At 59.5% G+C, this 13,089-nt stretch carries 13 protein-coding genes; 7 read left to right on the plus strand and 6 right to left on the minus strand.

Translation table 11 applies throughout. The annotated features are described in order from the left end of the window. Nucleotides 1–37: 37 nt before the first annotated feature. Nucleotides 38–1,354 (minus strand): CynX/NimT family MFS transporter, encoded by a 1,317-nt coding sequence (locus LOY38_RS24695; protein ID WP_258697445.1) that lies wholly within the window; start codon nucleotides 1,352–1,354, stop codon nucleotides 38–40. Then, the gene (locus LOY38_RS24700) at nucleotides 1,344–2,003 is read right to left on the minus strand and encodes a FadR/GntR family transcriptional regulator (RefSeq protein ID WP_258697446.1); all 660 of its coding nucleotides are present in this window, start codon (nucleotides 2,001–2,003) and stop codon (nucleotides 1,344–1,346) included. The genes LOY38_RS24695 and LOY38_RS24700 overlap by 11 nt, the downstream gene beginning before the upstream one ends. 165 nt (nucleotides 2,004–2,168) lie before the next feature. Here LOY38_RS24700 and LOY38_RS24705 point away from each other — a divergent pair, with 165 nt between their 5' ends. Both LOY38_RS24705 and LOY38_RS24710 read left to right on the plus strand, forming a co-directional pair. After that, nucleotides 2,169–2,480 (plus strand): type II toxin-antitoxin system MqsR family toxin, encoded by a 312-nt coding sequence (locus LOY38_RS24705; RefSeq protein WP_258697447.1) that lies wholly within the window; start codon nucleotides 2,169–2,171, stop codon nucleotides 2,478–2,480. Beyond that, the gene (locus LOY38_RS24710; RefSeq protein WP_258697448.1) at nucleotides 2,477–2,965 is read left to right on the plus strand and encodes a type II toxin-antitoxin system MqsA family antitoxin; all 489 of its coding nucleotides are present in this window, start codon (nucleotides 2,477–2,479) and stop codon (nucleotides 2,963–2,965) included. Before LOY38_RS24705 ends, LOY38_RS24710 begins: the two co-directional genes overlap by 4 nt. Before the next feature lie 57 nt (nucleotides 2,966–3,022). Here the strand turns inward: LOY38_RS24710 and LOY38_RS24715 are convergent, their stop codons facing one another. From LOY38_RS24715 to LOY38_RS24730, 4 genes are all read right to left on the minus strand, one after another. After that, nucleotides 3,023–3,787, minus strand: coding sequence for an amino acid ABC transporter ATP-binding protein (locus tag LOY38_RS24715; RefSeq protein ID WP_258697449.1), 765 nt, complete (start codon nucleotides 3,785–3,787; stop codon nucleotides 3,023–3,025). Nucleotides 3,788–3,815: 28 nt separating this feature from the next. Continuing rightward, nucleotides 3,816–4,913 (minus strand): amino acid ABC transporter permease, encoded by a 1,098-nt coding sequence (locus tag LOY38_RS24720; RefSeq protein WP_123358171.1) that lies wholly within the window; start codon nucleotides 4,911–4,913, stop codon nucleotides 3,816–3,818. Nucleotides 4,914–4,923: 10 nt separating this feature from the next. Continuing rightward, the gene (locus LOY38_RS24725; protein ID WP_258697450.1) at nucleotides 4,924–6,105 is read right to left on the minus strand and encodes an amino acid ABC transporter permease; all 1,182 of its coding nucleotides are present in this window, start codon (nucleotides 6,103–6,105) and stop codon (nucleotides 4,924–4,926) included. A gap of 65 nt (nucleotides 6,106–6,170) precedes the next feature. Then, nucleotides 6,171–7,202: an amino acid ABC transporter substrate-binding protein gene (locus LOY38_RS24730; protein WP_258697451.1), complete on the minus strand. Its 1,032-nt coding sequence runs from the start codon at nucleotides 7,200–7,202 to the stop codon at nucleotides 6,171–6,173. A gap of 469 nt (nucleotides 7,203–7,671) precedes the next feature. Here LOY38_RS24730 and LOY38_RS24735 point away from each other — a divergent pair, with 469 nt between their 5' ends. The 5 genes from LOY38_RS24735 (at nucleotide 7,672) to LOY38_RS24755 (ending at nucleotide 13,000) form a co-directional block, all read left to right on the plus strand. Then, entirely contained in the window at nucleotides 7,672–8,328 is a 657-nt protein-coding gene (locus LOY38_RS24735) for an alpha/beta hydrolase (RefSeq protein ID WP_258697452.1), read from the plus strand. 85 nt (nucleotides 8,329–8,413) lie between these two features. Continuing rightward, complete coding sequence (gene rhlB / locus LOY38_RS24740; protein WP_258697453.1) at nucleotides 8,414–9,901, plus strand: ATP-dependent RNA helicase RhlB; 1,488 nt, start codon at nucleotides 8,414–8,416, stop codon at nucleotides 9,899–9,901. A 139-nt stretch (nucleotides 9,902–10,040) separates the two neighbouring features. Then, entirely contained in the window at nucleotides 10,041–10,988 is a 948-nt protein-coding gene (locus LOY38_RS24745) for an ornithine cyclodeaminase family protein (protein WP_258697454.1), read from the plus strand. A 144-nt stretch (nucleotides 10,989–11,132) separates the two neighbouring features. Next, a complete protein-coding gene (locus LOY38_RS24750) occupies nucleotides 11,133–12,260 on the plus strand; it encodes an FAD-binding oxidoreductase (protein WP_258697455.1) in 1,128 nt (375 codons plus the stop codon). 98 nt (nucleotides 12,261–12,358) lie between these two features. Continuing rightward, nucleotides 12,359–13,000, plus strand: coding sequence for a transcriptional regulator (locus tag LOY38_RS24755; RefSeq protein WP_258697456.1), 642 nt, complete (start codon nucleotides 12,359–12,361; stop codon nucleotides 12,998–13,000). Nucleotides 13,001–13,089: the final 89 nt, after the last annotated feature.

The following is a 13,089-nucleotide window of genomic DNA, read 5'->3' on the forward strand; positions in this document are numbered from 1 at the left end:
CGACATTCGTGGCCCGAATACCGACACTGCGCCAGTGTCAGACTTTCTCGCTTTGAACCTGAACGTATAGCGAACGCCCGGCACCGAGTCCGGCGATGATCGCGCCGAGGCCGATCACGCCGAAAATCCAGCCCAAGGCGCTCCAGCCGCCGGTCCAGTCATGCACCACACCGACCGCGAACGGGCCCATGGACGCCAGGGTGTATCCGAAGCCCTGGGCCATGCTCGACAGGTTGGCCGCGACATGAGCATCGCGCGAGCGCAGCACGATCAGGGTCAAGGCCAGGCTGAACGTAGCGCCCTGCCCCAACCCCAGCAGGATCGCCCAACCCCACAGGCCATCGATCGGTGCATAGAGGCAACCGAACAAACCGCCGAGCGTCATTGCCATCACGATCACGATCGCCAGTCGCTGATCCTTGCCACGGGTCGCCAGCCATGGCGCTGCCAGCGAGCTGATCAACTGGACAATCACCGAGCCCGAGAGCACCAGACCGGCCTGCGTCGGTGTCAGCCCCCGCCCGATCAGGATCGACGGTAGCCAACCGAACACGATGTAGGCCAAAGAAGATTGCAGGCCCATGTACAAGGTCACTTGCCAGGCCAGCGGATCGCGCAACAGGCCTCGGACTCGATAGGCAACGTGATGCGCGCCGTGTTTCTGACCGACTTGCGGCAGCCAGAAAATCGCCGCGACCAACGCTGGAACCACCCAGAAGCCAAGACCCAGGGCCCAGCTTTTGTCGAAATGTTCGCTCAACGGCACGGTTGCCCCTGCCGCCATGGCCGCGCCCAGGCACAGCGCCATGGTGTAGACGCCGGTCATGGTGCCGGCCTGTTTCGGGAAGTCGCGTTTGACTATGCCGGGTAGCAGCACGCCGATCACCCCGATACTGGCGCCGGCCAACACGCTACCGGCGAACAGGCCGACCTCGCCGAACGAACTGCGCAAAATGATCCCGCCGGCCAGCATCAGAAGAACCCCCAACACCACCCGCTCGGCACCAAAACGGCGCGCCAGCACCGGCGCCAATGGCGCGAACAGACCGAGGCAAAGCACTGGCAAGGTTGTCAGCAAACCGGCCTGGGCCGCCGATAACTCCAGCGTCTTCGAGACCTCGCTGAGCATCGGCGCCATGCTCGACAGCGCCGGTCGCAGGTTCAGCGCCACCAGAATCAGGCCGAGCAACAACAGCCACGGCCGCCTCAGAATCGGATGACGTTGCTGGACCTCTGCATCATCGGCCTCGGCGTCGATCAGCAACTCTTCGAGCTCCGCCGTGCGTTTTAGCTCAGTGATGTTGCTGTTGCTGGCCTGCTGGCTGGACATGGCGCCCTCGGTTTCAAGGTTCATTGATCAACTGCCTCGTCAGGGCTTTGGCCCGCTCCGGGTCGCGTTGTTCCACAGCATCGAGCAGTTCGATATGCAGGTCGAACACCGCTTGGCGGCGGGGAGTGACGTTCAGGGTCTGACGCAAGTGCGCACCGACGATGCTGGAGAAGTAGCGATACAGCTCGCTGAGGGTCGGGTTATGCGCCGCGTCCACCAGACGGCGGTGGAACACCAGATCGCAAGCAATGTAGGTGTCCAGATCGCCATGGTAGTGACTGCCGCTGACGCCTAGCGCTTCGCGCAATGCCACCAGGTCTTCATCGGTACGGCGTAGCGCCGCCAGACCAATGGCTTCGACTTCCAGAATGTGCCGGGTTTCCCGAGCCTGTTCCTGAGAGCAACGGGACAGCGCCTTCAGGGTGTCCAGCGGATCGACCACCGCTCGCAGATAACTGCCGTCGCCCTGACGAATCTCGATCAACCCGGAAAACGCCAACACACGCATGGCTTCACGCACGGTGTTGCGGCTGATGCCCAGCTCAGTCGCCAGTTCCGGCTCGGTGGGCAAGCGCTGGCCGACCGTCCAGACACCTTGATTGATGCGCAGGCGTAACTGGTCCAGGGCCTGATCGACCAAGGATCGTTTAATTAATGGAGAAATGTCTGACATGGAATTCGCCCTTTCATCCAATCATAGGATGAATTTTCTGACATGTTAGTCAGCTTCGTCCGAGAGGACAACCGCCTAGGGTTAGAAGGCAGGAAACGGAGCGGGATTTTCGATTGTTAAAATTACCCTTTAAGGGTAATTTTCATCTCAGAGTTGAAGTGTCTTATGGAAAAGAACACACCTCACTACGACTTGGCGGTGGTCAAGGCGGAGGTTGCCAGGATGGGGGTCCACGCTTTTACTAACAAAGCATTGGAGACAGGCCGGAGCATGGGACTCACTTACCAGAGCATGCAAAAGGTCATTTATGCATTGGAGAGAAGGATGCTCTACAAATCCATGACCACTTATTTGGATCACCGAACCTGGCAGGACGTCTACCACACGCAACTTAATGATCAGGAGATTTACATTAAAGTGACCTACTGCCCCGGCGGTGGCGCCCCAGTGATCTCCTTTAAGGAGAAAAACCAATGAACATACGGCAATGCATGAGCTGTGGCGCCCACGACGGCATGCATCACTTCGTCGATCGCAGTCTCACCGTCAATTACAAACAAATGTCGCGACTGGTGCCTGATCTTGCTGGGTGGGAGTGCAAGGTGTGCGGTGAAATCATCTTCGATGACACCACAGACAGCGCCCAGCGATATGTCGATACAGGCGACAAGCTGCTGGAAGACTGCTTTCAAATCATGGGGTCCGAGATAAAACGTATCCGCCGCAAATTGCACCTCACACAGAAAGAAGCGGTGAAGCTACTCTCCGGTGGTGGGCACAATGCTTTTTCCCGCTATGAGCGCGGCGAGTTAGCCCCGCCTCAGCCGCTGTTTACGCTGATGCGCTTGCTTGACCGTCACCCACACCTGATGGCCGAGGTGCACGCGCTCAGCGAGGGCGCCGATTTAAAGCAGCTGTTGGCGACACGTTATCCAGAACAAGAAACCGTCCTGACGCAATAACCCAGACAAAAATAAACCCGGAACATAGTCCGGGTTTATTTCACTGCCTGGCGCCAATCAATGCAGAATCTGGCTCAAGAACAGCTTCGTACGCTCGTTCTGCGGGTTGTCGAAGAAGTCGTTCGGCGCAGCCTGCTCGACGATCTCACCCTTGTCCATGAAGATCACGCGGTTGGCCACGGTACGGGCGAAGCCCATTTCGTGGGTCACGCAGAGCATGGTCATGCCGTCTTCGGCCAGGCCGATCATGGTGTCCAGAACCTCTTTCACCATCTCTGGGTCGAGTGCCGAAGTCGGTTCGTCGAACAGCATGATTTTCGGTTTCATGCACAGGGCACGGGCAATGGCCACACGCTGTTGCTGACCGCCCGACAGTTGCCCCGGGTATTTGTTCGCCTGCTCCGGAATGCGTACGCGTTCCAGGTAATGCATGGCGATTTCTTCGGCCTTGCGCTTGGGCATCTTGCGTACCCACATCGGCGCCAGGGTGCAGTTCTGCAGGATGGTCAGGTGCGGGAACAGGTTGAAGTGCTGGAACACCATGCCGACTTCACGGCGGATCGCTTCGATCTGCTTGAGGTCGTTGGTCAGTTCCACGCCATCGACCACGATGCGGCCCTGCTGGTGCTCTTCCAGACGGTTGAGGCAACGGATGGTGGTGGATTTGCCGGAACCCGACGGGCCGCACAAAACGATACGCTCGCCTTGCTTGACGTTCAGGTTGATGTCTTTCAACACGTGGAACTGGCCGTACCACTTGTTCACGCCCTGCATCTGAATAATGCCTTCGGGGCTCACTGTCTTTTTGATTGCTTCGCTCATCAGAGAACTTCCTAAATTAGGTACTGCTTTAGCGCTTGTGGCCAGTGTCCAGCTTGCGTTCCAAATGCATGGAATAGCGGGACATACCAAAACAGAAAATCCAGAACACCAGGGCCGCGAACACATAGCCTTCAGTGGCCATGCCCAGCCATTTCGGGTCGGCGGCGGCTTGCTTGACGCTGTTGAGCAGGTCGAACAGGCCGATGATGATCACCAGGCTCGTGTCCTTGAACAGCGCAATGAAGGTGTTGACGATGCCAGGGATCACCAGCTTCAGGGCTTGCGGCAGAATCACCAGGCCCATGCTGCGCCAGTAACCGAGGCCCATCGCCGCCGCCGCTTCGTACTGACCTTTGGGGATCGCTTGCAGACCGCCACGCACCACTTCAGCGATGTAGGCCGACTGGAACAGGATCACGCCGATCAGCGCCCGCAGCAGTTTGTCGAAGTTCATGCCTTCGGGCAGGAACAACGGCAACATCACCGAAGACATGAACAGCACCGTGATCAACGGCACGCCGCGCCAGAACTCGATGAAGGTCACGCAGACCACACGAATCGCCGGCATGTTCGAACGCCGGCCCAAGGCCAGAACGATACCCAGCGGCAATGCTCCGACGATACCGACGGTAGCAATTACCAGGGTCAGCATCAGGCCACCCCACTGGCTGGTCGCCACGGTGCTCAGACCGAACAAGCCACCGTGCAGCAGGAGGTAGGCAATGATCGGATAGAGCACCAGAAAGCTCAGACCGTAGATTGCCTTGTGTGGAACGCGTGCGACGAACAACGGCGCCACGCCAATCACCGCCAGCCACACAGTCAGGTCCACGCGCCAGCGCAGGTCTGTCGGGTAGTAACCGTACATGAACTGGCCGAAGCGCTGCTGGATGAACACCCAGCAGGCGCCCTCCTTGGTGCAATCGGCGCGAGTGGTGCCGACCCAGTTGGCGTCGAGAATCGCCCAGCTCACGATAGGCGGAACTATCAGGTAAATCAGATAGAACGCGAACAGCGTCAGCAGGGTGTTGATCCAGCTGGAGAACATGTGCGCCCGCATCCACGCCACGACACCGATGCTGCTGCTCGGTGGTGGCATGTCGGGTTTGAAAGTATGAGTCGTCATGCGCTTTTCCTTACCGCTCGATCAGCGCAATGCGCTTGTTGTACCAGTTCATCAGCAGGGAAATGCTGATACTGATCGCCAGGTACACGCTCATGGTGATGGCAATGACTTCGATCGCCTGCCCGGTCTGGTTCAGCACCGTACCGGCAAACAACGACACCATCTCCGGATAACCGATACCGGCTGCCAGTGAAGAGTTTTTCGCCAGGTTCAGGTATTGGCTGGTCAGCGGTGGAATGATCACGCGCAGGGCTTGCGGGATGATCACCTTGCGCAGGGTCGGACCGTTGCGCAGCCCCAACGAGTGGGCGGCTTCGGTCTGGCCGTGGCTCACCGACTTGATGCCTGAACGCACGATCTCGGCGATGAATGCCGCGGTGTACACCGTCAAGGCCAGCGTCAGCGCCAGCAGCTCCGGGATCAGCACCCAGCCACCGACGAAGTTGAAGCCCTTGAGCTCTGGCATTTCCCAGTGCAGCGGCGCGCCGAAGATCAAGGCGCACAGCGCAGGGATCACCAGGAACAGCGCCAGGCCGACCCAGAACTTGTGGAACGGCACACCGGTGGCTTCGAAACGCTTGGTCGCCCAGCGGCTCATCAGCACGATGGCAACGATGGCCACGACGACGCTCACCACAAACGGCCAGAAACCGTCCGCCGCCAACGCTGCGGGCATGTTCAAGCCACGGCTGCTGACGAAGAAAGTGTCGCCGAAGTTATGGCTGTTGCGTGGCCCCGGCATGGTCAGGAACACGGCGAAGTACCAGAACAGGATTTGCAGCAGCGGCGGAATGTTACGGAAGACCTCTACATAAACCGTCGCCAGCTTGGCAATGATCCAGTTCTTCGACAGCCGTGCCACACCGACGATGAACCCGAGGATCGTCGCCAGGATCACACCGATAAAGGTGACCAGCAGGGTGTTGAGCAAGCCGATGACAAACACCCGGGCATAGCTGTCCGATTCGGTGTAGTCGATCAGGTGCTGAGCGATGCCGAAACCGGCGCTGCGCTCCAGAAAACTGAAACCGGAGGTAATGCCCCGGTGTTGCAGGTTTGTTTGAGTGTTGTCGAACAGGTACCAACCCATCCCGACCACGGCGACAACCGTGATGATCTGAAACAGCCACGCACGCACTCGTGGATCGCTGAGGCTGAGCCTCTGCTTTGGTGCGCCGATTGAATTTTGCATGAAGTGCCCCGGAAATAATGGAACAGAACATCACCCGGTGGTTGGCCCACCGGGTGATAGAACCATCAGCGCACTGGTGGTGCGTATTGAATGCCGCCGTTGGTCCACAGGGCGTTCAAGCCACGGTCGATTTCCAGCGCAGTACTCTTGCCGAGGTTTTTATCGAAGACTTCGCCGTAGTTACCGACTTGCTTGACGATTTTAACCACCCAGTCTTTCGGCAGTTTCAGATCCTTGCCGTATTCACCGTCGCCACCCAGCAGACGGGCAACGTCCGGGTTCTTGGTCGACTTGGCTTCGGCTTCGACATTCTTCGAAGTGATGCCTGCTTCTTCAGCGTTGAGCATGGCGTAACCCGTCCAGCGCACGATTGCCAGCCACTCATCGTCGCCATTACGCACGACCGGACCCAAAGGCTCTTTGGAAATGGTTTCCGGCAGAACGACGTAGTCTTTTGGCGAGGCCAGTTTGCTGCGCTGTGCGTACAACTGGGACTTGTCGGAGGTCAGTACGTCGCAACGACCGGATTCCAGCGACTTGGCGCTTTCATCGGAGGTGTCGAAGGTGATCGGGGTGTACTTCAGGCCATTGGCGCGGAAGTAGTCGGACACGTTCAGCTCGGTGGTGGTACCGGCTTGAATACAGATGGTCGCGCCATCCAGTTCCTTGGCACTTTTCACGCCCAGCTTGCTGTTGGCCAGGAAGCCTACGCCGTCGTAATAAGTGATGAAGCCAGGAAACTTCAGGCCCATGCCCGCGTCACGGGAACTGGTCATGGTGGAGTTGCGCGACAGCACGTCGATTTCGCCGGATTGCAGAGCAGTGAAACGCTCCTTGGCATTCAACTGGCTGAATTTGACCTTGGTCGCGTCGCCGAATACGGCAGCAGCCACAGCGCGGCAGAAGTCAGCATCGATACCCACAATCTTGCCGGTAGAGTCCGGAACCGAGAAACCCGGCAGACCGTCACTCACGCCACACTGTACGAAACCTTTCTTCTGCACTGCATCCAGGGTTGCACCCGCCTGAGCGAACCCACTGACACCGAGCACTGCGGCTGCAGTCACGATGGCCAGGGTGGATTTCAACATCTTCATTCAAACCTCCAGTTTTGCTCTTGTTGTGTCGGAGCTTGAGCCCTGTCGCACCCTTATGAGGCGTTGTTGACCCGTGTTGGCTTTTTTTAGGGTCAACCGATGCAGGACCGTCGCTATGAGTCTAGTAGGAGAAAATCCACATCATGGATAACTCCCTTCTCACCAATCGGCCGAACGGGCGGTAGCCCTTTCACGTTCGCGAAGCCCGTAGCGGCCCTTGGCGAACATCCATCACCGGATTCTTTGCTATCCCACGACCAGCCGTACACTGATAGTGTTACCGCCAGGCATAAGATTGGTTGCACAGGTATCCCTATAGCAAAGCCCGTACCAGACCGCTCGCCAAAGCGATTCAGCGACAGGTCAATAGCAAAACTTTCAGCCTTGCGACATCTTTTTAACTAATCAACCCATTGCGCACTCCAACCTCGCACTTAAATGAAAGCGCATGCACAAATATGGAGCACCCATGACCGAGCCCTTGATTCTTCAACCCGTCAAGCCCGCAGACGCCTGCGTTATCTGGCTGCACGGGCTGGGCGCCGACCGCTACGACTTTTTGCCGGTGGCCGAAGCGCTGCAGGAAAGCCTGCTGACTACCCGCTTCGTATTGCCTCAAGCTCCGACCCGTGCTGTCACCATCAATGGCGGCTACGAAATGCCGAGTTGGTACGACATATTGGCCATGAGCCCGGCGCGCGCGATCAGCCGCGAGCAGTTGGAAACGTCCGCGCAACGGGTCTTTGATTTGATCGAAGAGCAGAAGGCCAGCGGAATAGACGCCTCGCGCATCTTTATCGCGGGGTTTTCCCAAGGTGGTGCCGTGGTATTGCACACGGCCTTTGTGAAATGGCAGGGACCGCTGGGTGGCGTACTTGCCCTCTCTACTTATGCGCCGACTTTCAGCGATGAACTGGAGCTTTCCGCCAGCCAGCAGCGCATTCCGGTGCTTTCATTGCACGGCCAGTACGATGACGTGGTTCAAAACTCCATGGGCCGGACCGCCTACGAGTATTTAAAGCAGCGCGGTGTCACCGTGACATGGCAGGAATACCCAATGGGCCACGAAGTGTTACCCGAAGAAATTCGTGACATCGGCGTCTGGCTCGCCGAGCGTTTGCGTTAAAAGCTACCCATTGATCCATCCCACTACGCCGCGCCCGATTCTTGCATTACACTGGCCGGCGTATATTCCTTAACCAATTGATGAGATGACCGTGCTCAAAGCACTCAAGAAAATGTTCGGTAAAAGCGAGGCTGAGCAGCTCGCGCCAGGCTCCAGCGCTCCTTCTCATACGCCCAGCCACCGCACCGACGGTAATCAGCCTGGCAGGACCGCAACCGTAGCGGCACCGAAGCACGAGCCGGTGACCACACCAACCGCCCCCTCTGCCCCGGCCATTTCCTCTGAACAGCCGCGCAGCGAAGCCCCGAAACCGGCAAAACCGCGTCGCGAACCGAAGCCAAAGGCACCGGTTATCCCGTGGAAACTCGAAGACTTCGTCGTCGAGCCCCAGGAAGGCAAAACCCGCTTCCACGATTTCAAGCTCGCCCCCGAACTGATGCACGCCATTCAGGACCTGGGCTTTCCGTATTGCACGCCGATCCAGGCGCAGGTGCTTGGCTTCACCCTCGCGGGCAAAGACGCCATCGGTCGCGCCCAGACCGGCACTGGCAAAACCGCCGCCTTCCTGATTTCGATCATCACCCAGCTGCTGCAAACCCCGCCGCCCAAAGAGCGCTACATGGGTGAACCGCGGGCACTGATCATCGCCCCGACCCGGGAGCTGGTGGTGCAGATCGCCAAGGACGCAGCCGACCTGACCAAATACACCGGCCTCAACGTCATGACGTTTGTCGGCGGCATGGACTTCGACAAGCAACTCAAGCACCTCGAAGCCCGTCACTGCGACATCCTCGTGGCCACTCCGGGCCGCTTGCTCGACTTCAACCAGCGCGGCGACGTGCATCTGGACATGGTCGAAGTCATGGTGCTGGACGAAGCCGACCGGATGCTCGACATGGGTTTCATCCCGCAAGTGCGCCAGATCATTCGCCAGACCCCACCGAAGAACGAGCGTCAGACGCTGCTGTTCTCCGCGACCTTCACCGACGACGTGATGAACCTGGCCAAGCAATGGACCACCGACCCGTCGATCGTCGAGATCGAAGCGCAGAACGTGGCCAGCGAAAACGTCGAGCAACACATCTACGCGGTGGCCGGCGCCGACAAATACAAACTGCTCTATAACCTGGTCAACGATAACGGCTGGGAACGGGTGATGGTCTTTGCCAACCGCAAGGACGAAGTGCGGCGCATCGAAGAACGCCTGGTGCGCGATGGCGTCAATGCGGCGCAACTGTCTGGCGATGTGCCGCAGCACAAGCGCATCAAGACCCTGGAAGGTTTCCGCGAAGGCAAGATCCGCGTGCTGGTGGCCACCGATGTGGCCGGTCGCGGCATTCACATCGACGGCATCAGCCATGTGATCAACTTCACCCTGCCGGAAGTCCCGGACGACTACGTGCACCGCATCGGCCGTACCGGCCGTGCCGGCGCCGATGGTGTGTCCATCAGCTTTGCCGGTGAAGACGACTCCTACCAGCTACCGTCCATCGAGGCGCTGCTGGGTCGCAAGATCAGTTGTGAAACGCCACCGACGCATCTGTTGCGGGCGGTTGAGCGCAAGCGCCCGTAACCCGGGCCGCAGGACAAAAGGCGCAGCCGGAAACGGACTGCGCTTTTTTTTCGTCCGGTTTTTTCAACAGGAGCTTGCCCGAGACAACTAAAAGTCCATAATGGACAAATTAGTTTACCTTCAGCGCCCGGAGCCGACCATGTCCAGCACGCCTTACGTGATCACCCAACCTCAGGCCCGCGAACTGCTGGCGCAAGTCGACGTGCCGCAGATCCTGCGCAAGCTGTTCCGTGACCTGGCCGCCGGGCAAGCCGTGCAACCGGCGCAGCAGCTAGTGGAATTCCCGAAAGGTGCCGGGGACTTCATCAACTACCTGGGGGTGCTGGCCGAAGACGGGGTGTATGGCGTCAAGACGTCGCCTTACATCGTGCGTGAACAAGGCCCATTGGTGACCGCCTGGACGCTGTTGATGTCGATGCAGACCGGCCAGCCGCTGCTGCTCTGCGATGCCGGTGAACTGACCACGGCACGCACCGCAGCGACAACGGCGGTGGCGGTCGATGCCCTCGCGCCGCTGAAGGCCCGGCGCCTGGCGATCATCGGCAGCGGCAAAGTGGCCCAGGCGCACCTGCACTACGTCAAGGACCTGCGGGACTGGCAAAGCATCAGCCTCTATTCACCGAGCCTGAGCGGCAAAAACGCCGAACCCCTGGCACAGCTCAAAAACCTCGATCCACGCTTGACCATCGCCGACAGTCGCGAAGCCGCGATTCAAGACGCCGACGTGATCATGCTCTGCACCTCGTCGGCAGGCCCGGTGATCGACCCGTCCATCTTGAGCAAACCGGCGCTGATCACCTCCATCAGCACCAACGCCCCGCGCGCCCATGAAGTGCCGCCGCAGAGCCTCCATGACATGCAGGTGTTCTGTGACTATCGTCAGACCACCCCAGGCTCGGCCGGTGAGATGCTGATCGCCGGTGAACAGCATGGCTGGGACAAGCGCTTGATTATCGGCGACCTGCCCGACTTGCTCAGCGAAAAAGTACAGCGCCCCGAGTACGACCGCTCGGTGTTCTTCCGCTCCATCGGCCTGGGTCTGGAAGACATCGCACTGGCCAATGCCCTTTATCAATTACAGCGCTAGCACCTCGATCCTGTGGGAGCGGGCTTGCCCGCGATGCAGACGCCGCGGTCGGTCTGCTAAACCGCGGTGATGCCATCGCGGGCAAGCCCGGCTCCCACAGGGTCCCTCTATATCAATGGCATCGCGCCCCTTCAGGAGACGTTCATGAGCCAGGCAGACTTCATCATCATCGGCGGCGGGATTGCCGGCGCTTCCACCGGTTTCTGGCTGTCGCAGCACGGGCGGGTGATTGTGCTCGAACGCGAATCCCATCCGGCTTATCACTCCACCGGACGCTCGGCTGCGCTGTACACCGCCGCCTACGGCACCCCACAGGTTCGGGCATTGACCCAGGCCAGCCGGGATTTCTTCGATGCCCCGCCAGCCGGTTTCTGCGAGCACCCGCTGCTGACCCCGCGCGGCGAGATGACCGTCGACTTCACGGGCGATCCGGCCGAGCTGAACAATCAATACCTGAGCGCCAAAGCCACGGTGCCGGAAATGCAATTGCTCAGCGCCGACGAAGCCTGTGCGCGCCTGCCGATCCTGCGTCGGGAAAAAGTCCACGGCGCGATCTACGATCCGACCGCCAGTGACATCGATACCGATGCCCTGCATCAGGGCTATCTGCGCGGTATCCGGCGCAATAAAGGCGAGGTTCATGCCGACAGCGAAGTGCTGAGCCTGACCCGGGATGCCGAAGGGCTGTGGCAGGTTCAAACCAAGGGTCAGACCTTCAGCGCCCCGATCATCATCAACGCCGCCGGCGCCTGGGCCGACAAGGTTGGCGAACTGGCCGGCGCCCGACCTCTGGGCCTGCAACCCAAACGCCGGGCAGCCTTTATCTTCGCCGGCCCCGAGGGCCTGGATATTCATGACTGGCCAATGCTGGTCAGCCTTGATGAATCCTTCTATATGAAGCCCGACGCCGGCATGTTCCTCGGCTCACCGGCCAACGCCGACCCGGTAGAACCTCATGACGTGCAGCCGGAAGAGCTGGACATCGCCATGGGCATCTACCAGATCGAAGAAGCCACCACCCTGACTATCCGCCGCCCGACCCGTACCTGGGCCGGCCTGCGCAGTTTCGTGCACGACGGGGATTTGCTGTCCGGCTTCGATCAGCAGGTGCCGGGACTGTTCTGGGTCGCGGCGCAAGGCGGCTATGGCATCCAGACGTCTCCAGCCATGGGCCAGGCCAGTGCTGCACTGGTACGCGGTGAAGCCTTGCCCGAGCAACTGACCCGTTTCGGTCTGGACGCCGAGATGCTCTCCCCCGCCCGCCTGGGTTGAACCTGATCCTGCCCCTCAGGTGACGTGCCCACACGATTGCGGCAAACTTCCAGCGCCCCTTTTTTACGGGGCGCTGACGCTGCCTGGAGCTCCACTGTATGAATGCACCTGAAAAAGACTCGGCCCTGGACAACGTCTCCATGGACAACTTCCGCGCGATTGCCGATGCAATCGCCACGTTGTTCTTCCCTCACGCCGAGGTGGTGCTGCATGACCTGCGCACGCAAAAGGTTGATTACATTGCCAACAACCTGTCCAAACGGGAAATCGGCGACGACTCGTCGCTGGAAGACATGCTCAGCGAAGATGTCACTGAACGAAACATCGGGCCGTACGAAAAGCTCAACTGGGACGGCCAGAAGATTCGCAGCCTCAGCAGCGTGCTGCGCGACAGCGACGGTCATCCGCTGGCGGTGCTGTGCATCAACCTGAATATCTCGTTGTTCGAAAACGCGAAAGCGGCGCTGGATTTGTTCCTGTCGCCGACCAAGCTGATTCCGCAACCGGACTCACTGTTTCGCGATGACTGGCAAGAGCGTATCAACACCTTCCTGCACGCCTGGCTGCGCGAGCGTCAGTTGAGCCTGAATGTGCTGACCCGCGACCACAAACGTGAACTGGTGCTGGCCCTGCACGCCGAAGGCGCCTTCAAAGGCAAAAGCGCCTCCAACTATGTGGCCAATGTGCTGAACATGGGCCGGGCGACGGTGTACAAGCATTTGAAGGAATTGAAGGGCTGAGCGCTGGGATGCGTGTTGTCTGCCAGGGCCCCCTCGCGAGCAGGCCCGCTTGTGTCTTGCGCAGGACTTAGACTGAGGGTGAGAGCCTG

Source organism: Pseudomonas sp. B21-015 (genome assembly GCF_024749285.1).
GTDB lineage: Bacteria > Pseudomonadota > Gammaproteobacteria > Pseudomonadales > Pseudomonadaceae > Aquipseudomonas.